This window comes from Actinoplanes sp. NPDC004185 (genome assembly GCF_053603475.1).
The window spans coordinates 15,595-39,888 of the sequence record NZ_JBSGFR010000047.1; the positions used below are offsets into that span (position 1 = coordinate 15,595).

The window sequence follows — 24,294 nt, forward strand, 5'->3', positions numbered from 1 at the left end:
TCAGCAGGTGGGCAGGTCGTTGATGTCGTCGTCACCGTCGAGGTTGAGCCAGGCGAACGGGATGTAGTTCTTACCTTCGTACTTGACCTGGACCCACCAGTTCGACTTCTTGTGGCTGTTGTAGATGTAGGAGTCGATGGTGGTGCCCTTCGCCTTGCAGTACGCCTCCAGCCGGGTGCCGGGCTTGGCCCAGCCGACCTGCTTGCTCTGCTGCGACGTGCTGGCGAAGATCTCGTTGCCGTTGCGGCCGTCGCGGTCCTCGTCGCAGTAGTCCGCAGTATCGCCGTTCTCGCCGTTGTTGCAGGTGGCGGTGCCGAACAGCGCGTCGGTCGCCTGGTCGCGGGTGCGGGCGTCGCTGCTGCCGGCAGCGGTCTTGGCGGTCACCGTGAACGTGTAGCTCGTGCTCGGCTTCAAGCCGGTGACCTTGAGGCTCGAGCAGCTGCCGGACGCGGACCCGCCGCCGTTGGACGACCTGACCGTGCAGGTCGCCTGCGCCCCGCCGGCGTTCACGCTGAACGTGACAGTCGCCGTGTTGAACGTCGCAGACGAGCCGGTGATCGTCACGACGGGCTTGGGCAGGGTCTTCGCGGTGGCGGTCGCCGCTTCGCTCTCGCCGGCCTCGTTGACCGCGCGGACCTCGACCGAGACGTTCTCGCCGGTGCCGAAGCCGTTGAGCGTCACGCCGGTGCCGTCGGTGACCTCGGTGGTCTTCCCGTCGGCGGCGACCACGTACTTGGTGATCGGGCGGCCGTTCTCGGCGGGTGCGGTCCAGGTGACCTGGATGGTGCCGGCCTTGTCGCTGACGGTGGCCGCGTCGATGTTCTCCGGCCGGTTCGGCTTGGCGAACGGCACGACACTGTTGCTGATCGGCGAAGCCTTGGAGCCCGCGCCACGCTCATTGATGGCGACGACCGTGAACGCGTACTGCTTGCCGTACTCCAGCTCGCCGTCCTTGATGGTCATGGACGTCTCGCCCTTGACCTCGCCGAGCGGCGCGGAGGTGCCGTCGCTGACGGCGGTCACCGCGTACCGCTCGATCTCCAGGCCCTGGCCGTTGGCGGCCGGCCAGCTGACGGCGACCGTGCCGTCGGGTTTGGCCTCGGCCGTGGCGGCCGTGGGCGCGTCGGGGACCTCGGAGGTCGGACGCACCGCGTTGCTGGTGCGGGCCGGTCCGTCGCCCTTCTTGTTGACCGCGTGCACGGCGAACCGGTAGGTCTCGCCGTTGGTCAGGCCGGTGACGTTGAGGGAGCGCTGGTTGGCGCCGACCTGGAAGGTCTTGTCGGCACCCTCGACGACGTACTTGGTGATCTCGGCGCCGTTGGCCGGCGCGGCCTGCCAGGACACGCGGGCCTCGGCGTTGCCGGCCGCGGCGCGCACGTTGCGCGGCGCTCCCGGCTTGCTGACCGGGGGCTTCTTCGGCTTCTGCGGGGGCGGCGGCGGGTCCGGCGGGGTGGGCGGCGGATCGCCACCGAGGACGTCGTCGGCGTACTTGTCGACGACGCGGACCTGGTGGGCGTTGTCGACGACGCGGGCGGTGGAGGAGCCGGGGGCGTTGATGAACAGGTAGTTCTCGCGGACCTCGAGCTCGAGGGGGCCGCCGGCCTTCTTGAAGGGGATGCTCTTCTGCTCACGGCCGGCGGTGTCGAACACGTGCACGGTGCCGGTGGACTCGTCGGCGACGTAGAAGAAGCCCTCCCAGGCGACGGCCGGCTGCAGCTCGCCGCCGTCACCGGGCACCACGAAGTCGGCGACGCCACCGGTCGAGGGCACCGCGTACACGTGGCGGGCGTCGGGGACGGTGACCGGCACGACCAGGCCGTCGGTGTGCTCGGGCAGCGTGCCCGGTCCGCTGAGCGGAAGGGTCTGCTGGGTGCGGGCGTCGCCGCGGAAGGTCGTGAGGACGTTGGTGGTGCGGTCGAGGACCGCGACGCCGGTTTCCAAGGTGGACAGGGTCAGGTCGTGGCTGGGCGTGGCCACTTTCTCGGTGCGGATCTGCACCGGGCCGACCTGGCCGCCCGCGCCGCCGGTGGCACCTCCGTCGGGCAGGGGAGCGGCGGTGATGGCGGACACGGTGCCCTCGCTGGGCACGGCGATCCACAGCCGGCCCTCGCCGTCGAAGACGCCGCCGGTGATGCCGGGCGGGTAGCGCAGCGACTCGCCGATGGGGGTGAGCGAGCGCGGGTCGAGCTGGCGCACCTCGCCCTGGACGGCGTCGATGACGAACGCGGCGTCCTCGTGCAGGGCGACGCTGACGCCGATGCCGGCGGTCATGGCGGGCCCGACGAAGATCTGCAGCGAGGTGAGATCCATCGAGCTGACGACGCCGGTCTGCATGTCGCGCAGAAGCACGAAGCGGTCGTTCTGCGAGATCTGAATCTGGTGACCGCCGGCCTTGGGAACGTTGACGCGGGTGTCGACCCGGGCGGTGACGCCGTTGATCCGGGCGGCCTCGCTCTTGGTCTTGCTCCACACCCAGGAAGCGGCGTCGTAGCTGGCGACAGCCTGATCGGCGGCGCCGAGGCCGAGGACGGTGAGTCCCAGGCCCGCGACAAGGCTCAGGACAGTGCCCATAGTGACGAGCCCACCACGACTGCGCCACCGGCGCTTGCGCTGGCCGATCACGACATCTGCACTGGCCACAGCCTGCCTACCTCCCCGTTTGCCGGCGGCGCCCGTTCAGGACGCAGGCCATCATAGGGGGACGGCGGGTGGTGTGGACACCCGGCGAGTCACGGTTGTGGATAGTGATGATCGCCGAGAGTGATCATCATTTGCCCGGGGAAGGCTTGGCCGAGCCGGGAACGCGGCTGGTGCAGACCTGCGGCGAGGTCGAGAACTGGCTGGTGGTGTAGACAGCCACGACGGCGAAGCAATAGTCCAGGTCAGCGTTGAGTCCATTGAGATCGAACGTGGTCGTGGTGGGCCCGACCTGACCCATCGGCCGAAGCTGTTCGCCGGGCTTGCCCCCGGTGACGACAAAAGACGCGCGGCCGTTGGCCGGATCAGCCCAGAACAACTTGACCGACGATCCGTAGTCACGCATGCGCACATCGCTAGGCGCGGGGCCGGCGAGAGTTGGCACATCAGAGGCCGGATCGTCACCCCGGTTGGCCAGAACCACAACCAGCGCGACCACGGCGATGATCACCCCGAAAACCGCGGCAATCGCCGCGAAAAGGGCCGGAGCCTTCCGGGAGTACGACGAATCGCCGGTGCTCGCCGCCGGGGCGGCCGAGGTGATCGGTGGCGCGGAGATGATCTGCGGCATGGGCTGCTGGTCGTAGCGAGTCGGCTGGAAGTAGCCGGGCTCGGGCGGAAAACCATGGCCGGGCGCGTCGGTCGCGGCAGTCGGTGGTCCAGGCTGCGCAAAAGCCGGGGGTACGTCGTGAGCGCGGCTGGGCGGAACCGGAGTCGGCACGGGCTGGCCGTAGGCGGGCAGCGCTGATTGTGACGCGGTGGGCTGGCCGTAGGCCGGAGGGGCCGATCGTGATGCCGTGGGATGGCCGTAACTCGACGGTGCCGGCTCCTCGTAGGCCTGATCCGCTCGGGGCTGCCCCGCGTCGGGCTCGGGGAAGTAGCGGGGTTGAGACTCCGCCACCTGCTGCTGTGGCACGGGGCTCTGCTGGGGGCGTACCAGTGCCTGTTGGTCCCGGGGTGCCTGCCGCTGCGGCGGGACCTGGAAGCGCTGCAGCTGCTCGGCGGGCAGCTCCATGCGTACCGTCGGGGGGTCTTCCCCCAGGTAGGAGCGCGCGCGGACGACGGCCCAGTGGTCCGCGCCGAGCACGGCCGGGCCGTGCGCGGCCACCCGGCCGAACGCCCGCCGGGCCTCGTGCCGGTTCTCCATCTCCTCGGCGACCACGCCGAGATCGAAGGAAATGCCGAGCATGACCGGGTCGGTGTCCCCGAGCCGCCACTGCCCGGCCGCGTACGCCTCCTCCAGCACCCGCCGCGCCCCGGACGGATCATCGGCACGCTGATGCACAGTGGCGAGCTGTTGAGCGGTCAGCAGGACGTCAGGGTCGTCCTCGCCGAGATTGGCCCGCCCCAGATCAACGGCATGCTCAAGCACAGCACGCGCCTGGCCAAGGTCACCGGAATCGGCGAGGGCCAGCGCGCGCTGCCGGGCGGCGAAGAGCGGGGACGGCTGAGACACGCAGGCCATGCTGCCCTTTGCCGTCCGGCGACGCCAGTACGGGCGAGCCCACTGTTCCGATATGTCCGGTCCGGGGGTGGCGTTTGGGGGTGCCGGAGGGGCGTGTATATTTCTCTCCTGTGCAGCCCGCCGGGCGGCCACTTGCGGATGCGAACCGCAGGTCGAACCGGTTACGCTGTGCTCACCTTGTCCGGGTGGCGGAATGGCAGACGCGCTAGCTTGAGGTGCTAGTGTCCTTTATCGGACGTGGGGGTTCAAGTCCCCCCTCGGACACGTTAACCCCCACCTCGATCATTCACGTTTCGGCGGATGATCGGGCTGGGGGTTTTTGATTGCCTGTCTGGCCTGCGGGATGCTGATCCCGAGTAGTGACAGTTGCCCCGTGTCGGTAACGTCCAAAGCGTCGAGGTTGTCCTGCCCAGCAATCTCGACGGGGCCGGTGTCCAGGTTGATGCTTACCGGTGTGCAGACGATCGCTATGCCTCGGCTGCGCAGCTGGCCGGCCACACCGGAGATGGGGATTGCGTCCCAGGTGGTGCCGAGGTGGCGCGCCAGTTGCCCACCGGCTTCGGCAAGGGCCTGGTCTTCGCGCACGTAGAGCGTCTTCATCCGGTTTGGCTGAGCGTCGCTGGCGCTGGCGCTGGTGTAGCCGTGCCGGCACCGGTAGCGGGCCCGTCCGTGTGCCCAGTGCCCTTCGGCCCGGCGTCCGCACAGCCCGCAGATCACCAGACCGGTCAATTGGTAGCGGTGCGGGTTGGCGTCGTCCGGGACCGCGAGGGCGGTGATCTGTTGCGCCGCGACGAAGGCCGCCTCACTGACCAGCGCCGAATGCGCCCCCGGCGGCGAGACTTCCCACTGCTCGCGGTGGTTCCAGCCGCGGGAGGGTTTCACTCCGGGCGGGCGGCTGCTTTTGTCGCCTGGCCGCAGTTCGTGGTGATCGGTGTGTTGCCGGTTCCATACCTGCCGGCCGGTGTAGCGGGGGTTGGCCAGGATCGCTGCGACTGTCCGCAGCGTCCAGGCGGTGCCGGAGCGGTGCGGGTTGCGCGCAGGGTCATGTGCCGACGGTGGCGGGATGCCGAGCGCGTTGAGGCTGCGGGCAATACCGGCGGTGCTGAGCCCGGCGAGGCGCTGTTGGAAGATCCATTCCACGTGCGGTGCGGTCTCGGGATCCGGTTCCAGGCGTAGCAGCCGTCGGCCCCATCGTGAGTGCTGCGGGTTGGGATGCGGTCCGGCGTCAGCCATTCGGTAGCCGTACGGCGGCCGGCCGCCGAGGTGCCGGCCCTGGGTGCGGACCTGGGCGCACATCGCCGCGGTCGTGCGCCGTCGGGCGCGCAGAATCTCACGTTCGGCATGGTGGCCGAGGAGCAGGAGCAGGGCCTGATGGGTGGCGTCGGTCAGGTCGACCGGGCCGTTGATCTCGGCCAGCCACACGCTGATGCCGTACGCATGCAGCTGCGCGATGATGCTGCGGGCCTGCCCGGCGGTGAACCCCCGTTCGAACTCGCCGATCACGACCGCATCAAATCCGCGATCGGCGTCGGCGGCGGCGTCCAGCAGCGCGGCGGCCTGGGGGCGATGGTGCCAGGCCAGGGCGCGGGAGTAGCCGATATCGAAGAACTCGACCACGATCCGGCCACGGCCGGAGATCACCCGGATGGCGTCTGCCCGCTGCCACTCCCGCGACGACGCCGGGTCCTGGAACCGGCCGGTCGAGGTACGCCCGTAGAACGCGAATCGCAGCCCTGGCTCGGCGTGCCGAGCCTGCTGCTGGCCGCGGGTCCGCAGCTGCGCCGGTGGCCGCCGAAGCCACGCCGCCAAGGATGGATCTTGGGCCTCGAGAGCGGGGCCAAAGGAGCAGTCGGCATCGTGCTCACCTCACATCGAGGCAGTAAGGAGTCGATGCTGAGGTACCCGCAGCGGGCGTGGTGCTGAACCGTGGGTTGGTGATGTCACTCGAAAGGGAGTTCCGCAACGCTCCCGCTGACCGACTCTGGGTTCAGTTGATCTGATCAGCCTTCCTATCTGATCCGGTGCCGTCTCGCTATTTTTCGGGGTCATGGCTAGCAAAGCAGGATCCTAGGATGCATTACGGGTAGTGCCATGCTGCATGCCTGCGCCAAGGCGTCCGGGTCGTTGGCGGTCAGCGCGGACCGGCTGCGCATGGAATCGGTTGTTGCGCTGGCGCCTTCAATTTGGTCGTTGCGGTCGTGTCGACGATGGCGGCCAGAGGCATTTGCCGACGTGACCGGCCACGCCCGCCTACCGTTGGCCACCATGGTCGTCGGGCGGTCAGGTGATCTGCGGTCTGCAAGCGTCGTTCGCCGGACCGAGGCGCGCGGCGGCCAGCCGGCTGTACCCCTGGCCCGTCAACGGCGCGTAGCCTCCGACGTGAGCGACCTCCCCGAGACGGGTGGCGTGGTCGTACGCAGCCTGGAATTCTTGCGGGCGGCGCACAGCCGGCAAGCAGCAGTGCCTCGATCCGGGCGCGCCAGCTCCCGGCCTGCCCCACAAATGGCCGTGGCGCAGCACCCCGCGGGAACCGACGACCAGCCGCACGTGAGGCAGCGAAGATGGATTGTGACCGACCCGGCGGTCCTGCGTCCTGAGGTGGCAGATCCGGGGTTTGATCAGGGCGCATCGGCTTTCCGCCAGCCACGGCCGCAGTAGCCATTCGGTCGTGGATCGGGGCCGGTCCTGCCCTTTTAGCCGAGCCCGAGGTGCCGGGCCAGGATGGCCACCTGACCGGCGAACCGGTTGAGGAATTCGGCCGAGCGCGGGTCAACGCCGCAGGTGCCCTCGACGATGTGCGGCAGCGTGGTGGGCGCCATGGTCATGGCCATCAGCATGACGACCAGGCAGGCCGGATCGAGATCAGCGGGCAGCTCACCGGCCTCTTGCCGTTTCCGCAGCTCCTCGATGGTTTCGGCGAACATGCCGGTCGACGGGTGCCCGTCGGATCCGGTGTATTCGAGCCCGTTCCAAGCCAGTAGGCGGACGCCGTCCGGGTTGCGCAATGCCTCCAGCGCATAACGGCGCAGCTGCTCCGGCAACGGCGTGCCGGCGGGCGCCAGCTCGCCCTGCCGTTGCTGCCACTGCCGCGAAATGGCTTGGTACAGGCCCTCCTTGCTGTCGAAGTAGTACGAGATCAGCTGCACGTTCACCCCGGCGCGGGCGGCGATCGCGCCGATCCGGGCACCCGCATAGCCATGCGCGCCGAACTCGGTCACCGCGGCGTCCAGGATCAGCGCGCGGGTGCGTTCAGGATCACGCTGCCGCTCCTGCGGCTGGGGGGACCTGCGGGGCTTCGACGCCGACATGCACGCGATCATACCTTCGGCTTGTTATATCAATCGTATATATGAGCTAATCAAACGGATGCTTGACAGCGTCACTTCCTGGATGCACGATGAGAGCACCAAGTCAACAAGGGGAGTGAGATGCCCGAAAGCACAAAGATCCTCATCGCCGGTGGCGGTGTCGGCGGCCTGGCGCTCGCGCAGGCACTGCACCACGCCGGGCTCGATGTCGTCGTCTACGAACAGGACCCGACACCCCGTACCCGGAACCAGGGCTACCGGATCCACCTCGACCCGGCCGGCAACGCCGCGCTGGCCGACTGCGTCCCGCCGGAGGTCTTGGCTGTGCTGCGCCGCACCAGCGGCCGCAACGGCGATCTGGTGACGACCTTCACCCCCGGACTGCGGCAGGTGTTCACGCAGCAATTCCCCGACATTCCCGCCGACCAGATCACCGCCGTCGACCGCAACACCTTCCGCCAGGGCCTGCTCACCGGCCTTGACGACGTCGTCCGCTTCGGGCACACGGTGTCCGACTACCAGGAGACCAGCTCGGGACGGGTACGGGTCGACTTCGCCGAAGGCGGCAGCGACGAAGGGGATCTGCTGATCGGCGCAGACGGCGTCGGGTCCGTCATCCGGCGCCGGTTGCTCCCCGAATCGGTGCTGCAGGACTTCGGTCTGCGGTGTTTGTACGGCCGGATGCCCCTCACCGATTCCTTGTCTCCCGAGGAATTCGAGCGTGGTCTGTGCTGGGTCTCGGGCGGCAGTACCTGCGGCGCCGGGTTCGGCACCGTCCGGTTCCGCACCCCCGTGGCCGAGACGCAGGACTACCTCATGGTCACCCTGGTCGCGACCCCGGATCATCTCGGCGTCACCGACGACACGCTGTTCCGCATGTCGTCGGAAGAGCTGTGGAAACTCTCGACGAACACCGTCGCCGACTGGCATCCGGTCATCCGCAAAATCTACGCCCGCGCCGACACCGAATCATTCATCCCGATCACGTTCCGGATCAGCGAACCGATACCTGCGTGGGCGCCGGGCCCAGTCACCCTGCTCGGCGACGCAGTCCACACCATGCCACCCACCGCGGGGGCCGGAGCGAACACCGCGCTGGCCGACGCCGCCACACTGGCCGACGAAATTCTCTCCGCCGTAGGAGGCGGGAAATCGTTGCTGGAAGCGGTCGCGGCTTACCAGGCCGTCATGCTGCCGCGTGGTTTCGCGGCCATCGAGAACTCGCGGCGCCTAGCGGCCCAGATGTTCGCGGCGAACTGATCAACCACAGGTCAGCCTGGTCCGCGCGGCAGCAGGGCCAGCGAGGCCCTCAGACTCGAAACGCGCTGCGCCTCCGAACGCGGCGCGCGAGACCTGCTCGCTGGAGATCCACGCACCTGTTTAGATCGCCGCCCGGACCGGGCGGCTAAGCCCCCGGAAGTTGAAGGTGTTCGGTCAGCGGCTATCCGTGCGCCTGCGCGCCCATGAGCAGGCGAACGGTGTGACAAACAGTCAAGGGCGCCGACATCGCGTTCATCAGCTGCATGAGCCTGGTGAGCTCGTCTTTCAGGCGGCTGATCTGGGTCTCGCGATGGGTCGACAGGGTTACCAGCCCCGCACATTCTGATGAGCATGGTCTCGAACTCCTGGTGCAGGCGAGTGTAGAGGCGGGCGCCGTAGAAGGCGGTTCGATCGACACCTGCTTCGTGGGCGGGAGTCGTGATGAGATTTTTGCCACCGGGCGGGATCTCGCTGCGAAGAAGCCGGTTCATGGCGGCTCAGATGCGAATTCGTTCTGTTGGCGCTGCTGGGCGCTGATACGCATTGGTCGACTCCGTGGCGGCGTCGATCGGCGAGGACACGAGTGGTCCAGTCGTGCTCACGCTGCAGCCGATTGTTTTCGGCTTTGCGGGTGGAATTTCACTCGCCGAGGAAGGTCGTGGTTCTGGCGGCGTGGTCAGCGGAGCACGGAGGAGACCGAGCAAGTCGCGTAGTACCAGCAGGGGACCTGCCTTGGACAGATGGGAGCGACCGCGGCGTCGGGGCCGGCGTCGGTCGCCTTCACCAGCTTCCCCGCCCGCCGATATTAGGCGCTCACCGAATATTCGAAAGCGTTGCATGGAAAACCTTCACCGAAGCCGGCGCGGATGCACATGGGAAACTTCGGCTCGAAGCAAGCCCTGCTTCCGATCCGAGGTGCCCTCGAATGCCGCCGCCCACACGGTGAACGGGCCGCCGCCACTCTTGACCGCCACGCCGTGCGAGACTTTCGTCCGTTGGTCACTCCATCGGGCACCGGAAACGGGATCGGGGTCTGAGTCGGCCTCGCCGGCAGCGCCGGGATCTCCCATCGGCCGGTACACCAGCGGCCGAGATTTGAGGAGGACTTGTGCAGATGGTGGGCCTGCACACCTTGTCCCGCCGCACGGTGCTCGCCGGCTTCGCCGCGCTCCCACTGCTCGCTGGGTGTCGGGACGGGGCGTCGCAGCACCGTTTGGTCCGCATCGCGACGGGCAGCCCCACGGCCGTCTGCTACATCGTCGGCACAGCCGTGACCGGTCTCATCCGGCGGCGGCTGCCGAGGACGGACGCCCGTGTGCTGGTGACTGCGGCCTCCGCCGAGAACGTGCAGCTGATCGCGACGACCCGGATCGAGCTCGGCGATCAGCACCTGACGGGTTCGTCGGTACACCTCGAGAGCATCGGCGCGGCGGCCGTCTCGGTCCAGCGCCATCATGAGCTGCCCGCGCAACCGTTCCCGTAGCGGGTGCTCCTCGGTCAGCTGGTACAGCTCAGCGGCCAAGGTGGAGTGCCGGCCCGCGGCGAGTTCCGCGTCGATCCGGTCCGACAGCGCCGCGAACCGCAACTCTTCCAGGCCGCCCGCACAATCGCTCCCGGACGGCGCCGGTCGGGGCGTCGGCGAGTGCGGGACCGCGCCACAGGTCGAGCGCCGTCGCCAGCCGCGCGTACCGCAGCTGCGGGTCCTCGATTGCGCGCGCCTCGTCCACCAGCCGGGCTGAAGCGGTGCAGGTCGACCGAATCCGGCTCGACGTGCAGCAGGTACCCACCCCCACGCGCCACAAGCTGCACGGGCTCGGCGCTGTCACCGGCCGACGCCATCGTCCCGCGGATGCGGGACATCAGGGCCTGGACTGTGGTGCGGTTTCCCGGCGGTGGTGTTTGCTCCCACAACAGCTCGCTGAACCGCTCGACGGTGACCATCCGTCCTGGCTCCAGCAGCAGCACCGCCAGCGCAAGACGCTCCTGGCGGCGCCGCAAACGGAGGATTCGGCCGGTGGTGGTGTGTATCTCCACGGGGCCCAGCAGCCGGAAATTCATGGGCGGCGCACTGAGCGGTCGAGGTAGAACGCCGTGATGGTGGCGGCGATGGCGGCGGGGTCTTTCTCCGGGCCGAAGTGGTCGAGTCTGGGGAAGTGGATCAGTTCGGAGTTGGGCAGGATGTCCTTGAGGTGGCCCGGCGCTCGGCCCGCGCCGGTGGTGTCTGCTTCCTTGCCGGCCATCAGTAGCACCGCGGTGGTGATGTGGGCGTACTTGGGGAAGTCGTTATTCCGGCGGGCGGTTTCGGCGTGTTCGCGGATGGTGCCGGGCAGCAGGGCGTACTTCTGCTGCCGCTCGCGTTTTTTGATGGCCAGGGGGATGACGGCGCGCAGCAGCCAGCGGGGTGCCTTGCCGCTGGTCTGCGGGTTGATGCCCCGAATGAAGGTCAGGAACGCTTCGGAGGGCTTGCCGGCGTCGAGCTGTCGTCGGCACTGCTCAGTCCACCCCATTGGGATCGAGCCATTGATGCAGACGCCGGGCTCGTAGACGGCGATACGCTCGAAAGCCATGTACGTGAGGGCGGCTTCAAGCGTGAGGAAACCGCCGAAGCTGTGCCCGAAGACGAAGCGGGCCCCGGTTGCCACACGCACCGCTTCGATGTCCCCGCATTCCAACTCGGCGCTGTAGTTGTCGCCCTGCGGCCCGCTGGAGCCTCGTCCGCGTCGCTCGATGGTGTGCACGGTGAACCGGGCGGCGAGGGCGGCGGCCAACGGGTCGAAGTCCGCGGCCAGCGCCAGGGCTCCAGGCACGATGATCAGGCCCGGCCCTGTACCTGTGGTGCGGTAGCTGATGGATGTGCCGTCTGCGGCGGTCACGGAGGCCACTGACACGTTTTGTTCCAGTGCTTGAGCGGTCATGCTGTGCCTCCATACAAGATGATCATGAGCGAGAGCAGCGTTGTTGGTGTCAGTGGACAAGCGCGGACAGGGCGCGCAGTCCTTGCAGGATCTCCTCGGCGGTGGGTGCGGTCGCGGGGTCGCTGAGGTGCTGGATCATCACGCCTGACATGAGGGCGAGTTGGACGCTACCCAGCGTGCGTACCGAGTCTTCCTGCACCTGATCCTCGGGCACGCTTTTGAGGATCGCCGCCATACCACGGCGACCCTGCGTGGTGCCGTCCGCGAGGGCCGCACGCAGCCCGGGCTGACGCTGGGCCTGCATGAACAGCTCCACCGAGGCCAGCCACAGGTCGGGTTGTGCCGTGAAGTCGTCAATCAGGCTCTGCCACATCTGCATGAAATAGCTCCTGGAGGAGCCGTCGGCGTCGGGGCGCAGCGCCCGACCCATCGAGTCGCCCCATTCATCGAGAATCTCGAACAGGGCCTGGTTGAGCAGTGCTTCGCGGGTGCCGTAGTGGTAGCCGATGGCGGCCATGCTCACGCCAGCCGCTGCGGCGATGTCCCGGACGCTGCTGCGGTCGTATCCCTTCTGCCGCAGACACGTCTTGGCGCCGGCGAGCAGGGCTTCACGGTTTCCCATGTGACAGAGCGTAACACCGACTTGCACGATCGTCTAGAGCGAACGACTTAGGCGAACGACTTGCGCGATCGCCCAAAAATTTCTATCGTCGTCGCATGATGAAAGCCAAGATCGTTTCCCGAAGGCCCGCCATCGCCGCGGCACTGGGCCTCGGGCTCGCCCTGGCCCTGGCCATCCCCGTGCTCGCCGAAGCCGCGTCGACCGACGGCACCGCCGACCGGACGGTGGTTCAAACCTCCAACGGCAAGGTCCGCGGCACCGCCGACGGCCAGCTACGCAGCTTTCAAGGCATTCCCTATGCCGCCGCTCCGGTCGGCGAATTGCGCTGGAAGGCGCCACAGCCGACCGCGACATGGACCGGGGTGCGCGACGCGTCCACCCCCGGCAAACCCTGCGCCCAGCCGGAAGGGCTGCCCGTCGGCATCCCCAGCGAGCACGAGGACTGCCTGTACCTGAACCTCACCACGCCCGCTACGAAGACCACCGGCAAACGGCCGGTGCTCGTGTGGATCCACGGCGGCAGCCTCATGTACGGCGCTGGCGACATGTACGGCCCCAAGAGCCTGGCCGCCAACGGCGCGGTCGTGGTCTCGATGAACTACCGCCTGGGCATCATGGGCCACTTCACCGACCCGTCCCAGCCCGGCGCCGACGGCCTCAGTCTGCAAGACCAACAGGCCGCCCTGCGCTGGGTCCGCGCCAACGCCGCCGCCTTCGGCGGTGATCCCCGCAACGTGACCATCATGGGCCAGTCAGGTGGCGGCTACAGCGCCTGCGGCCACCTCGCCTCGCCCGCGTCGGCCGGCCTGTTCCACCGGGCCATCATTCAAAGCGCCCCGTGCGCCACCGACGGCTCGCGCACACGCGCCGAAGCCGAGGCCGACTCCCGGCGCGTCATCAACGCGGTCCACTGTGAACGCGACACCGCCGCCTGCCTGCGAGGCAAGACCGTGGCTGAACTCCTTGCGGCCTACGGCCCGTTCAACGAGCCCCGCCCGGTATCCGGTACGAAGCTGATGCCGCTGTCGCCAGCCGCCGCCCTGCGCACCGGACGGTTCAACCGGGTTCCCGTCCTCATTGGCGTCAATCACGACGAGGAGCGCGGCATGGTTCTGGGGCAGGAGGTCGTCCCCGGAGGCGAGCCGATGAAGCCCGAGGCGTATGAGCCCGCCATCCGCACACAGTTCGACACCAACGCCGACGCTGTACTCGCGCGGTACCCGCTGAGTGACTTCGGCTCGGCGGGCGAGGCCCTGGCCACCGTCCGCACCGACGCGCTTTGGTCAACGCCCACTGTGGACACCGCACGGCTGCTGTCGAAGTGGACCCCGACGCGGTTGTACGAGTTCAGTGAGCGCAACACTCCATGGTTCAACGGCTACCCCGCGCCCAGCTTCGAACACCGCGCCGGGCACATGACCGAACTGCCTTATCTCTTCGACGACATCGCCCTCTTCGAGGACATCGCGCCGGAGCAGACCACCTTCCGCAACCGCATGCTCAACACCTGGACCGGCTTCGCCGCATCCGGCCGAACCGCCTGGCCCGCATTCCGCAGCGACCACGAATACGTACAGACACTGTCCTCGCACGCCTGGCAGCGCGCCGACTTCACCACCGACCACAACTACGGTTTCTGGAAGAATCTCCGCTAACAGCAGCCACCAAGCGCGGGGTGATCAGCTCAGGACAACCAGTGACCCCGCCCTTGGCGTGCTACTCAAACCGCGGACCACAATGGTCCCAGTCGCACAACGTGCGTACCTATGAAGATCAGGTCGAGCGGGTCCGCCGGTGACACGGGGTTCCGAGGGGCAGCGAGAGCGCCCGTTCGGGTAGGACCGAACGACGGAGCCGCTTCTTCGCTTTGGTTGAGCCGTGAACAAATGGGGTTCGGGCCGCTTCACAAGGCGGCGCCGGATCCTACGGTCCTGGTCTTATCCCAGCGAAAAGGGCTTTGAGTACGCGGTCGACGTACTCGTGTGTCAGCGGCTCTTGCGTGATGAGGAGTCTGAAGTAGAGCGGGCCGGACAGGACGTCCATGGCGACGTCCAGGTCGAACTCGGGTGAGATCTGCCCCTGTTGCTGGGCTCGCCTCAGTCGAGCGACGGTCTTGTCCGCCTGGGGGCGGATGAAGCGTTCGTTGAGGGCGGCGGCGACCAAGGGACTGTGCTGGGCCTCGCCTACCAGGGCCCGGTAGTGATCACCCAGCGGTGGCTGGCCCAGAAGGTCGACGGCCGCGTAGATCTGCCGGCTCAGGTCGGCCACGATGTCGCCGGTGTCGGGGTAGTCGAGGCCGGGCTCGTTGGCAGCGAGCACCGCGTCAAGGAACAGGGCGCCCTTGGACTGCCAGCGACGGTAGATCGTGTGCTTGCCGACGCCGGCGCGGGCCGCGACACCCTCGATGCTGAGTTTGGCGTAGCCCACTTCCTGTGCCAGTTCCAGCGTGGTGTGCAAGATCGCCTGGGTCCGCTCGGCGGCCTTGGCAAGGCGGTCGTCACTCATGCCGCCACCCTATCGGCACGACACGTGCCGTTGACAAGAGCTGACCAGCATGGTCAAAATGAGCACAACTTACTGCGGCACGGCACGTGCCGTGCCGGTCGGCGGCCCTACTGATGGGCATGTCGCCCTGAGCGCCTGAAGGGTCGAATACGGCCCGTCATTTCGTTCCACTCCGATCAAGAGAAGTTGTTTACGAGGAGCTTCGATGACGATGAGACGCTCATACCGCTGGCTGATTCTGATCGTGCTGTGTCTCAGCACGTTGGCGCTGGTCATCGACAACATGGCATTGGCCGTCGCGCTGCCGTCGCTGGCGGAGGATCTGGGCGCGAGTCCCCAGGACATGCAATGGATCCTGGACTCCTACATCCTGGTCTTCGCCGGTCTGCTGCTGACCGCGGGCAGCCTGTCGGACCGGTACGGCCGCCGCCGTGTCATGGTCATCGGCCTGACGCTGTTCGGGGCGGCCTCCCTCGCGGCCGCCGTTGCCGCCGATCCGATCCAGCTGATCGCCGCCCGCACGGTGATGGGCGTCGGCGGCGCGCTGGTCATGCCCAGCACGCTGTCGATCCTGATCACTGTCTTCGATGCCGTCGAACGGCGTCGGGCCATGGCGTGCTGGAGCGCGGTCGCCATGCTCGGCCTGGTCGGCGGGCCGGTGCTGGGCGGCGCGCTGATCGCCCACTTCCACTGGGGCGCTGTCTTCCTGATCAACGTTCCCGTCGTCGCGCTGGCCATCGTCGCAGCGTTCGCCCTGATGCCCGAGTCCAAGGGGCCCGCGAACAGGCTCGACCCGGTCGGCGCGGTTCTGTCGGTAGTCGGCATGACCGCGCTGCTCTGGACGGTCATCGACCTGACGCACGGTGTCTCCTGGCTAGCGCTGACGACGGCGGTCCTGGCGTTGGCCGGCTTCGTGGCGTGGGAGCTGCACACACCGCACCCGATGGTGCCGCTCCGCCTCTTCCGCAACCGAGTCTTCAGCGGAGGCAGTCTGTCGCTGACCCTCGTGCAGATCGGCAATGGTGGGCTGCTGCTCATCCTCACCCAGTACCTGCAGTACATCCTGGGCTTCACGCCCACGCAGGCCGGCTTGGCCTTCATCCCGATGGCGGTCGCTTCCCTCGCCTTCAACACCCTTGGAGCAACCGTCGCCGCCGGGATCGGCCACCGGACGCTGATCGCCTGCGGCCTGACCACCATGGCCGCAGGATTCGGCGTGCTGGCCGCCCTATCGCCAGGCGCCGGCTTCGTCCAGCCGGCCGTCGGCCTGTTCCTGCTCGGCGCCGGTGGCGGGCTGGCCGTGCCTGCGGCCGTCTCCGCACTCATGAGCACCATCCCTGTCGAGCACGCTGGTGTCGGCTCCGCCCTGAACGACACTCTCCAGCAGGCCGGCGCCGCACTCGGCGTGGCCCTCCTGGGCAGCATCGTGTCCGGCGCCTTCACCGGCACCATGTCCGACTCGGCTCCCGCCCAGGCCGCCCGCTCCATAGGTGACGCACTGACAGTGGCCGAGCGCACCGGCGACGGCGCTCTCGCGGAGGCTTCCCGCCATGCCTTCACCACGGCGATGTCGTCCGCCTTCATGATCAGCGCCGCGGGGGTTCTGGCCGCGGCCGCCATTGCCTTAATCGTCCTGCGCGAGCGAGCCAGCGCGCCGCGCCCGGCACCCCGGCGCGACGCGGCGCCGGAGCTCACGACGGCCGCTCGCCCCTTCTGACGCCTCTACCTCCAATTCTCCGAGCACCTGATCGATCGAAAGGAAGCACGATGTCCGAGACTATGAGCTGGAACGCCCACGGCGACTGCACGGCCCAGGGGACCAAGAGCGTCCGGGACTCGGCCGGCCGGCGTTTCGACGTCGACCGCTGGCAGCAGCGGCTCGATGAGCTGCGCGCCGCCCACCATGTCCCCGGTGCGAGCCTGGCCGTGGTGATTGACGGGCAAGTCTACGAGCTGGCCAGCGGAGTGCTGCACCGCGGCACCGGCGTGGCGGTGACCCCCGACTCGGTGTTCCTATCCGGTTCGATCGCCAAGGTCTACACCGCCACGCTGATCATGCGGCTGGCCGACGAGGGAAAGCTGGACCTGAACGCGCCCGTCGTGGACGTGCTGCCGGAGTTCGCCACCCCTGACCCCGAGGCCACCAAGACGATCACCATCCGGCAGCTGCTGTCCCACACCGGCGGCGTGACCAACGACTTCAACTTCGACGGCGGCCGGGGTGACGACTGCCTCGCCCGGTATGTCGAAGCCGCCCGGCGGGTGGCACTGGACTGCCCACCCGGCACGGCCATGTCGTACGGCGGCCTCGGCTACGTCGTGCTGGGCCGCGTCATCGAGAAGCTCACCGGCCTGACCTGGGACCAGGCCCTCAAGAACCTCCTGTTCCAGCCACTCGGCCTGGAACGCTCAGTAACGCTGCCAGAAGAGGCGTTGCGCTTCCGCGTTGCTATGAGCCACCTGGGCGAACCCGGTACCTATCCCGACCCGGCCCCGTTCTGGGACGCGATGCCTCGCTCCGTCGGCCCGGCGGGCAGGGTCATCGTCTCCGCCGGCGACATGGCCCGTTTCGCCTGGATGCACCTCGACGGCGGCCTCGCCCCCGATGGCGCCCGCATCCTTTCCACCGACGCAGTCGGCGCCATGCAGCACCGCCAGGTGGACGTACCCGACAAGTGGACGGTCAGCGCCGACGGGTGGGGCCTGGGCTGGACTCTCTACGACTGGAACGGCATCACCGGCTACGGCCACGACGGCGCCGCCATCGGCCAGTACGCCTACCTGCGCGTCGTCCCGCACGCGAACCTCGCCCTGGTTCTGATGACAAACGGCGGCGCAGCCCGTCTGCTGTACGCCAACCTGTTCCGCGACCTGCTCGCCGAACTCGCCGGCGTCACCATGCCCGCACCGTTCGCCCCGGCCACGACACCACCCGCGATCGACCTCACGCCGCTGCTCGGCACGTACAAGCGCGAGGGCGTCGTCATCACCGTTTCCCGCAACCATGACGGCTCGCTCCACCTGCGGTACGAGTTCGTCGACGACATGAAAGACATGTCCCCGCCCTTGGAGATGGGCCTGAAGCCGGTTACGGAGACGGCCTTCGCCGCCTCCGGCGCAGGCCCATCGTTCAGCGAGGACTATATGCCGGTCGTTTTCTCCACCCTCGCCAACGGCACTCAGGTCTGCTACGTGGGTATGCGCGCCACCCCCAAAATTGCCTGACTGAACGACCGATGCAAGTCCTCTGATGGAGTGGGGCGCCTACAGCGTCCGGCGTCCCGCTCCATCAGCTCGAGGCGCTGGCAAGTCTGGCCGCCCGTTTCCTGAACGACCTGATCGCCGAGAAGTGCGTCGTCCGCGAGATGCTGCCCGATCTGGAAGGGCCGACGGCCGCGATCTGCCTGATCCCTTCCACAGACCGACATGTCTCTGGCGAGCTTGCTCGCTGCTGGCGCCGCTGGTGCTGCTACGCCACTGCGAAAACCGGATGCCCACTTCGCCGCAATCGTAGTTTCGTAAGTGACTTGTAGCGCCGGCTCCACCCGGCTCGGCACCCCGTCATCGAGCAGCGCCATCACATCCAGCGGCGACGTGTCAATTCGCACCAACTCACCCGGCCGTACGCGACTGGGTGATGAACGGGCGGGCTGGTCCGTTCGCCTGGGTGCGGCGGCGTCGTCTCGCTGAAGGTGTGCCGACCGGCGTCCATTGCCGCCACCAGCCGGTAGAACGGCGCCACAGATGGCATCAGTCGACCGCGTTATCTCCGCATCCATCGCCGTTCTGACCACGGAGGCCACCCGGTCGCCGATCCGCCCCAAGGTCCTCGCCGTCCGGGAGCCGTACATCGCCGGGGTCATGGCGCGTTGTATGCGCCATGGCCGGATTGACATAGAAGCGCTGCGCATCGCGTCGGCCGGGTGCCGATTCCGTGGGCTGCAGACGACATGATCGTGATGACGATGGAGGTGACGTGCTGGCTGCGTCCGAGGGCACACCTCGCCGAAGCTGATGTTGCGTCATACCTATGGCCGTACAAAGACGCCCAGATCGGCCCGCCCGCTGTCGACCCGTACGATACGGGTGACTGTCGCGCCGGGCCACGAGCCGTCGAAGGTACTGCCTCTCGACTGGACCTGAACGACCTCGCCACTCCAAGGCATGAATGCGGTGTTGTCCGCTGCCACCAGGTGGCGTAGCCAGTTCATGGAGACCTCGACATAATCCTCGACGATTTCCCGGACCACCGAAGTCGTACCGAACTCCACTCCGAGGCCTTGGATGCTCATCCGGTACAACTCCTGCTCCATTTGCTCGGGCGCGAACAGGTTCGCCACCGCCCGGCCGGCCAGCCGCGCGTTCGTTGGCTCTGGCGCGGCGTCGTTCTTTTGCGCTTTCCGGCCGACTCGTGGGTCTCTGGGCAGAACTTGGCCCAGGACGCCAGGTGGCCGTCGCTGGGGAGCGGCTCATGTCAACGCCGTCTCAGCGATGACGTCCTGCGCGGCATGGTGATCGGACCAACTCTGCGCGCCTGGCAGCAGGCACGCCTCGACCGGCGACCGATCGGCGAACCCGCCCGCTCCGACGTCCGGAGGGCGCTCAACGCCGTCCTAGTTAATTCGGTTGGGGATTTCCTGGGGGTACCTTCCCCATGACTTCTCGCCGCACACCACGGTGCATTCGATCACCCTTAAGGTCATCGCCTGACTGATGAGGTAATGCCGTCGACGAACAAGCCGGTGAGGAGTTCGATTCGGGCGTCTTGGTCCGCGAACGCGAAGTGATCGGCTACCTGGGTGAGGTTGGGGAAGTCCGAGGCGGGGAGTGAGGCGAAGTAGTCGCGGACCGCTGTGGGGATGTCGTCAGGTTCAGGTGTGCCCTCTGGTGCGACGGTTGGGCCTGACTCGTCCATGGTGAAGCCGTTGACGACGGCGAGCAGGAGCAAGTAGCTCTGCACTGCGAGAGGATCCGGTACGCTGCCCGACCACAGGATCGCCAGGACGGCTTTGGTGATGCGGACGGCGTGAAGGCCATGGGTGTGCGGCCGACGGACAGGCGACCGATGTCGCGGTGGCGCAAGATCGTGCGGCGCATCGACCGGGCCACCGCGCGAAGCTGATCTTGCCAGCGTTCGGGTTGCGGATCGAGGATGTCGAACTCGCCGATGACTTCGTCGAGCGTCAGGTCGAGCAGGCCGTCCTTGGAGCCGACGTATCAATAGAGGGAGGATGATGTCTGAATTCCGCCAGCGTGACAAGTCAGATGACCCTACGCTGTCCAGCATGACTTCTCAGCAAAGCCGAGAACTGGTACAGAGGGCGTGGAAGGCATTCGCCACCAGGGACCCTCTGCAGATTTCGCCGGTTTTTCACGAGACTGCGGAGTGGCTTGCCCCGGCCGGCAACGCGACCGCGTTGGCGCTCGACGTGCCGCATCGCATGGTCGGTCGAGATATGATCGTCGGCTTCCTCACGCGGGATTTTCCGCGGCTGTTCACCGGCGCGGTCTCGATCGATTTTAGGGGCTTCTACGCCGACGGTAACACCGTCATCGTCGAAGAAACAATGAGCGCCACACTTTCCAATGGTAGCCACTACACAAATGACTATTGCTTCATATTCGAACTGCGCAACGGTCTCATTCACCGGGTTCGCGAGTACATGGATACTGCGAAAGGAATGCGTATGGTCTTTGCCGAGTTCGACCCAGTTCGCTCGACGGTGGAGCGTCGGTAGAACCCGCGTGGTGCAGCTCAACGCGTCGTGTGCCGTATCAGGGGATCGCTGTCATGCCGCAGAGTAATCACGCCAGCGTCCAGTACTGCAACGGTAGTTAGCAGAATGTGTAGCCTCGGCGTTTGTAGTGACTGAGGCGGGCTTGGTGTTGTCACCTGCGGCGCCAGTATGACCATGACCAGATATGTTGGGCTGGTGGCGGCGGACGATCAGTGCGGCGATGACAGTGCCTGCAGGCATCTTTGTTCGTGCTGCACGCCGGCATCGGCTGGAAAGACTGCCACAGGAGCTCGGCTTCGGGTCCGGCATGACTTGCTGGCGTCGGCTCAAGCGGTGGACAGACGCAGACGTGTTCGACCAGCTGCATCTGATCCTGCCGGCCAAGTTGAACGCGCCGAACCGGATCGACTGGTCACGTGCGGTGATGGACGGTAGTCACATCGACGCGAAAAAAAAGGGGGTGCCGGGACGGGCCCGTCGCCGGTCAACCGCGGCAAGCCTCACCTGATCTGCGTCGGTAACGGCACCCCCATCTATGTGCCGACCAGCGGCGGGAACGTGCCCGACATCAGCCGCGCCGTCGACCTACTCGACGGCTATCCACCGATTGCTGGCCACTGGGGCCGGCCCAGACGCTGCTTCACCACGCTTCTGGCCGACAGGCCTACAGCAGCGCAGCGTTCCGCCGGGCCTGCCGCGAACGTGGCACCGAACCGATCATCCCGAAGCCCAAGACCAGCGGTGTCAAAAGCCCGGGCAAGCTGCGCAACGTCGTCGAGCAGACCTTCGCCCTGCTGCACCAGATCCGCCGACTGGCCGTGCGCTGGGAACGACACCTCGGCATCCACGACGGCTTGGTCAGCCTCGCCTGTGCTCTGATCTGCTGGCGCCGACACTAGGTGGCTGCTGGCGACCGGATGCCGCTATATGGCAATCGTAGTTTCGTAAGTGACTTCGAGCGCCAGCTCCACCCGGCTCGGCACCCCGTCATCGAGCAGCGCCATCACGTACAGCGGCGCCTCGACCGGACTGCGATTGCTGGCCTGCGCCGCCCTGGGAACGCCCGGCCTCGCCACAGCGGCTCACCCCGACCCGCGTCCGGCGAGAGTTCGGCACCTGCACGGCAAGGCCGGCAGCCCTGCCGCCGCGCGGAAAACCCTTAACCCGGACCCGGACGTCTACCCGGACGACGCCACCAGCGCCCCGCCAGACGCCACGGCGGCCACATTGTGACCGGACAATCCTGGGCCAGCACAAACACAAAGAAGAACTCGGCTAACCCGCGGCCACGCCGCACGAGTCAACTCAAGTGAGACCTACTCCGCCGTGGCGCTCGTCTCAGTCCGACATTGAAGGCTGAAAGCCGCCAGAAATCGGGCGATGATGACTGTTGGCTCGACACATGTCGACCCTTACCTCACCTTTAAACAGCCCGGCGCATGGCGCGGTCAGCAGGTCTCCGCTGCGCGGGTGGTTCGCCGTCGTCTGCGTGGCGCTGGGCATCTTCGTCATCGTCACCGCAGAGATCCTGCCGATCGGTCTACTGACCTCGATCGGATCGACGTTCGGCGTCTCCAACGGTATCGCCGGCCTGACGATGACCCTGCCGGGGCTGCTGGCGGCAGTGTCGGCGCCGACTGTCACCGTCGCCGTCGGCCGACTCGATCGGCGGATGGTGCTGTGCGCCCTCATGCTGCTGTTGGCCGCGGCCAACTTTGTGGCGGCCACCGCGACGTCCTACCCCGTGCTGGTGGCGTCGCGAGGACTCGTCGGTATCGTCATCGGAGGCTTCTGGTCGATCGGCGCTGGCCTCGCAGCACGGTTGGTGCGACCCGAACGGGTCGGCGTGGCAACCGCGGTGATCTTCTCGGCCGTACCGCTGGGATCGGTCTTCGGTGTTCCTGCCGGCACGTTGATCGCCCAGGTCGGTGGCTGGCGTACCGCATTCGTCGTGCTCGGCGCCCTCACCGTGCTCATCCTGGGAGCACTCGTCGCGGTGCTTCCCGCGCTGCCCCCCGCCCAACCGGTCAGCCTCGCCGCGTTGACGCAGGTGGCACGTCATCGCACTGGCCGCACCGCACTCGTTCTGACGGTGCTCGTCGTGACCGCGCACTTCGGCACCTACACGTATGTCACCCCATTCCTGAAACAGGCCACCGGCGTCGACTCGGTTACGCCATTCCTGCTGGTCTACGGCATTGCCGGGGTCATGGGTAACTTCATCGCCGGCACGACCGTGCGGCACCGCCTACAGGTCACCCTGATCGTGAGTGCCGTCGTCCTGGCCGCGGCCACAGCACTGCTGCCTGTGTTCGGTACTGCAGCGGCCGCGGCGATGCTGCTTCTCATCGTCTGGGGTCTGGCCTACGGGGCCGTGCCGGTCTGCTCACAAACCTGGTTCGCGGCCGGGGCGGCAGGCGCGACTGAAGCGGCTTCCGTACTGTTCACGGCGTCGTTCCAAGCCACCATCGCACTCGGCGCCCTGCTCGGCGGCGTCGTGGTCGACGCGACGTCGCCGTCGACGGTCATGATATGGGGCTCTGGCGTGGCTCTGCTCGTCGCGCTCGGCGCGGGGTGGTCGGCGAACCCCCAACGGACTGCCACGTCGTGAGTGGCACTGACCGAGGGAAGGTGCGGCTCGACACCCACGTCCGCCGCGCACTGCCCCGCTTCCACATCGGAGGCATCTGCGAACTGGGCACCCGGACCTGCCGGTGTACGACCTGCGCCTCGCCACCGGCTGCTGTCGGAGCTGGCCGTCCGGCACGCTAGCGGCGCGCAGGCGTGCTGTTCTGGCCGTCGCGACCGTCAAGCGTCGGCTCGTTCGACGGTGGAGGCAGGGTTGGGTTCGGTGGACCCGAAGGTCACTCTCGCCGCTGGTGGAGACAGGCCGGGCCACCGTGTTCCTTTGCCCCGACAAGTTTTTCGCTATCTCGACCCGGCCCACCGGCGGCGGCGCCCTTGACGACTTCACTTCGCCCAACAAGCGGCGTCGTGCCTAGGGGTGGAGTAACCCGCGTGTAGCTGATGCCGTAGCGAACGTGTTGAGCGCGTCGAGCACACTGGTCAGTGGGTGCGCATCGCCAGCTCGGCCACCCCAGGATCGCGCCTGCAGACCGCATCAATGATCGCTAGATGCTCAGGCAAGGAGGCGGCCGGCCGGGGACCAGCGAGAGAGGAAACTGGTGACGCACCATCTGGCCGTTGAGCTGCTCGATGATCCGGCTCGCCGAGTCGTGCCGGGCGATCGACCGAACCTCGCCGTGCAGCGGGGGCATTCGAGCTTCGAGTAACGCAGCATGTCGGCTGCCCGCACGGCCGCGTTCACCGACTTGCCCAGCTCGTGCAGATGGGCGATCTCGGTGTCAGTGATCCAGGCGGCGACCAGGCCCTCGACAGCCCGGCGGATCTCGATGGCCTCGGCGACCGAGATCTCCCGGACCCGGGCGCCCCCGATTCGGCTGGGGCTCAACCAGGCCCTCGGTCTGCAGCCGGGTGAACGCGTTGCGGAGCACGAATCGGCTCGCACCGCTCGGTCAGCTCGGTCTCAATCAACCGGTGGGGCGGGGCGTACTCCTCGCGCAGGATGGCCGTCCGGCGCCCGCGTACACGTCGTTCACGATCGGGCCGGTGCCTGGTATTGACATGCCGCGCATGCTTCTCAGCGCTATTGCTGCAGCTCCTGACATCGTATGCCGCGCCGGTCGGTCAACCGATCGGCGGCCGGTCACCTCGCTTCGCCGATTGGACGAGCTCGTAGACCTGCGTGCGGATCTTCGCGAAC

The 24,294-nt window shown here is 67.4% G+C and carries 20 protein-coding genes, 1 tRNA gene and 3 pseudogenes; 10 read left to right on the plus strand and 14 right to left on the minus strand.

Going from position 1 to position 24,294, the window contains the following annotated elements; all coding sequences use genetic code 11:
* Entirely contained in the window at positions 1-2,571 is a 2,571-nt protein-coding gene (locus ACWEOZ_RS35355) for a fibronectin type III domain-containing protein (protein WP_451915051.1), read from the minus strand.
* Positions 2,572-2,767: 196 nt separating this feature from the next.
* On the minus strand, positions 2,768-4,294 hold the full coding sequence (locus tag ACWEOZ_RS35360; RefSeq protein ID WP_451915011.1) for a tetratricopeptide repeat protein: 1,527 nt from the start codon (positions 4,292-4,294) through the stop codon (positions 2,768-2,770).
* A 47-nt stretch (positions 4,295-4,341) separates the two neighbouring features.
* On the opposite strand from ACWEOZ_RS35360, the gene ACWEOZ_RS35365 reads away from it, so the two are divergent.
* Positions 4,342-4,426 (plus strand) — tRNA-Leu (locus tag ACWEOZ_RS35365).
* A gap of 18 nt (positions 4,427-4,444) precedes the next feature.
* On the opposite strand, the gene ACWEOZ_RS35370 is transcribed toward ACWEOZ_RS35365, so the two are convergent.
* Together ACWEOZ_RS35370 and ACWEOZ_RS35375 are read right to left on the minus strand one after the other, a co-directional pair.
* Positions 4,445-5,971 carry a recombinase family protein gene (locus ACWEOZ_RS35370; protein WP_451915012.1) on the minus strand — a complete coding sequence of 509 codons (1,527 nt, stop codon included), beginning with the start codon at positions 5,969-5,971 and terminating at the stop codon, positions 4,445-4,447.
* Positions 5,972-6,855: 884 nt separating this feature from the next.
* Complete coding sequence (locus tag ACWEOZ_RS35375; RefSeq protein WP_451915013.1) at positions 6,856-7,470, minus strand: TetR/AcrR family transcriptional regulator; 615 nt, start codon at positions 7,468-7,470, stop codon at positions 6,856-6,858.
* A 120-nt stretch (positions 7,471-7,590) separates the two neighbouring features.
* On the opposite strand from ACWEOZ_RS35375, the pseudogene ACWEOZ_RS35380 reads away from it, so the two are divergent.
* Together ACWEOZ_RS35380 and ACWEOZ_RS35385 are read left to right on the plus strand one after the other, a co-directional pair.
* A pseudogene (locus ACWEOZ_RS35380) lies at positions 7,591-7,695 on the plus strand (NAD(P)-binding protein); the annotation flags it as partial.
* 99 nt (positions 7,696-7,794) lie between these two features.
* The gene (locus tag ACWEOZ_RS35385; RefSeq protein WP_451915052.1) at positions 7,795-8,730 is read left to right on the plus strand and encodes an FAD-dependent monooxygenase; all 936 of its coding nucleotides are present in this window, start codon (positions 7,795-7,797) and stop codon (positions 8,728-8,730) included.
* An 805-nt stretch (positions 8,731-9,535) separates the two neighbouring features.
* On the opposite strand, the gene ACWEOZ_RS35390 is transcribed toward ACWEOZ_RS35385, so the two are convergent.
* From ACWEOZ_RS35390 to ACWEOZ_RS35410, 5 genes and pseudogenes are all read right to left on the minus strand, one after another.
* Entirely contained in the window at positions 9,536-10,315 is a 780-nt protein-coding gene (locus ACWEOZ_RS35390; RefSeq protein ID WP_451915014.1) for an AfsR/SARP family transcriptional regulator, read from the minus strand.
* On the minus strand, positions 10,242-10,556 hold the full coding sequence (locus ACWEOZ_RS35395; RefSeq protein ID WP_451915053.1) for a BTAD domain-containing putative transcriptional regulator: 315 nt from the start codon (positions 10,554-10,556) through the stop codon (positions 10,242-10,244). Before ACWEOZ_RS35395 ends, ACWEOZ_RS35390 begins: the two co-directional genes overlap by 74 nt.
* A pseudogene (locus tag ACWEOZ_RS35400) lies at positions 10,516-10,788 on the minus strand (AfsR/SARP family transcriptional regulator); the annotation flags it as partial. The gene ACWEOZ_RS35395 and the pseudogene ACWEOZ_RS35400, both read right to left, overlap by 41 nt.
* Positions 10,785-11,645 carry an alpha/beta fold hydrolase gene (locus tag ACWEOZ_RS35405; RefSeq protein ID WP_451915015.1) on the minus strand — a complete coding sequence of 287 codons (861 nt, stop codon included), beginning with the start codon at positions 11,643-11,645 and terminating at the stop codon, positions 10,785-10,787. The pseudogene ACWEOZ_RS35400 and the gene ACWEOZ_RS35405, both read right to left, overlap by 4 nt.
* 49 nt (positions 11,646-11,694) lie before the next feature.
* Entirely contained in the window at positions 11,695-12,267 is a 573-nt protein-coding gene (locus ACWEOZ_RS35410; protein WP_451915016.1) for a TetR/AcrR family transcriptional regulator, read from the minus strand.
* 95 nt (positions 12,268-12,362) lie between these two features.
* Here ACWEOZ_RS35410 and ACWEOZ_RS35415 point away from each other — a divergent pair, with 95 nt between their 5' ends.
* Positions 12,363-13,922: a carboxylesterase/lipase family protein gene (locus tag ACWEOZ_RS35415; RefSeq protein ID WP_451915017.1), complete on the plus strand. Its 1,560-nt coding sequence runs from the start codon at positions 12,363-12,365 to the stop codon at positions 13,920-13,922.
* Between the two features lie 268 nt (positions 13,923-14,190).
* Here ACWEOZ_RS35415 and ACWEOZ_RS35420 read toward each other — a convergent pair whose 3' ends face one another.
* Positions 14,191-14,772 carry a TetR/AcrR family transcriptional regulator gene (locus tag ACWEOZ_RS35420; protein ID WP_451915018.1) on the minus strand — a complete coding sequence of 194 codons (582 nt, stop codon included), beginning with the start codon at positions 14,770-14,772 and terminating at the stop codon, positions 14,191-14,193.
* A gap of 211 nt (positions 14,773-14,983) precedes the next feature.
* Between ACWEOZ_RS35420 and ACWEOZ_RS35425 the strand changes: the two genes are divergently transcribed.
* Both ACWEOZ_RS35425 and ACWEOZ_RS35430 read left to right on the plus strand, forming a co-directional pair.
* Complete coding sequence (locus ACWEOZ_RS35425) at positions 14,984-16,489, plus strand: MFS transporter (RefSeq protein ID WP_451915054.1); 1,506 nt, start codon at positions 14,984-14,986, stop codon at positions 16,487-16,489.
* Between the two features lie 50 nt (positions 16,490-16,539).
* The gene (locus tag ACWEOZ_RS35430; RefSeq protein ID WP_451915019.1) at positions 16,540-17,997 is read left to right on the plus strand and encodes a serine hydrolase domain-containing protein; all 1,458 of its coding nucleotides are present in this window, start codon (positions 16,540-16,542) and stop codon (positions 17,995-17,997) included.
* 803 nt (positions 17,998-18,800) lie between these two features.
* Here the strand turns inward: ACWEOZ_RS35430 and ACWEOZ_RS35435 are convergent.
* The 3 genes and pseudogenes from ACWEOZ_RS35435 to ACWEOZ_RS35445 all read right to left on the minus strand — a co-directional run.
* Positions 18,801-19,112 (minus strand): hypothetical protein, encoded by a 312-nt coding sequence (locus tag ACWEOZ_RS35435; protein WP_451915020.1) that lies wholly within the window; start codon positions 19,110-19,112, stop codon positions 18,801-18,803.
* A gap of 359 nt (positions 19,113-19,471) precedes the next feature.
* A complete protein-coding gene (locus ACWEOZ_RS35440) occupies positions 19,472-19,732 on the minus strand; it encodes a hypothetical protein (protein WP_451915021.1) in 261 nt (86 codons plus the stop codon).
* A gap of 86 nt (positions 19,733-19,818) precedes the next feature.
* Positions 19,819-19,968 (minus strand): annotated as a pseudogene (locus ACWEOZ_RS35445) (TetR/AcrR family transcriptional regulator C-terminal domain-containing protein); the annotation flags it as partial.
* An 89-nt stretch (positions 19,969-20,057) separates the two neighbouring features.
* Here ACWEOZ_RS35445 and ACWEOZ_RS35450 point away from each other — a divergent pair.
* From ACWEOZ_RS35450 to ACWEOZ_RS35465, 4 genes are all read left to right on the plus strand, one after another.
* Entirely contained in the window at positions 20,058-20,510 is a 453-nt protein-coding gene (locus ACWEOZ_RS35450) for a nuclear transport factor 2 family protein (RefSeq protein ID WP_451915022.1), read from the plus strand.
* 349 nt (positions 20,511-20,859) lie between these two features.
* Complete coding sequence (locus tag ACWEOZ_RS35455) at positions 20,860-21,018, plus strand: hypothetical protein (RefSeq protein ID WP_451915023.1); 159 nt, start codon at positions 20,860-20,862, stop codon at positions 21,016-21,018.
* A 440-nt stretch (positions 21,019-21,458) separates the two neighbouring features.
* The gene (locus ACWEOZ_RS35460) at positions 21,459-21,743 is read left to right on the plus strand and encodes a hypothetical protein (RefSeq protein WP_451915024.1); all 285 of its coding nucleotides are present in this window, start codon (positions 21,459-21,461) and stop codon (positions 21,741-21,743) included.
* Positions 21,744-21,912: 169 nt separating this feature from the next.
* Positions 21,913-23,121: an MFS transporter gene (locus ACWEOZ_RS35465; RefSeq protein WP_451915025.1), complete on the plus strand. Its 1,209-nt coding sequence runs from the start codon at positions 21,913-21,915 to the stop codon at positions 23,119-23,121.
* Positions 23,122-23,649: 528 nt separating this feature from the next.
* Here ACWEOZ_RS35465 and ACWEOZ_RS35470 read toward each other — a convergent pair.
* Positions 23,650-23,982 (minus strand): hypothetical protein, encoded by a 333-nt coding sequence (locus ACWEOZ_RS35470; protein ID WP_451915026.1) that lies wholly within the window; start codon positions 23,980-23,982, stop codon positions 23,650-23,652.
* Positions 23,983-24,294: the final 312 nt, after the last annotated feature.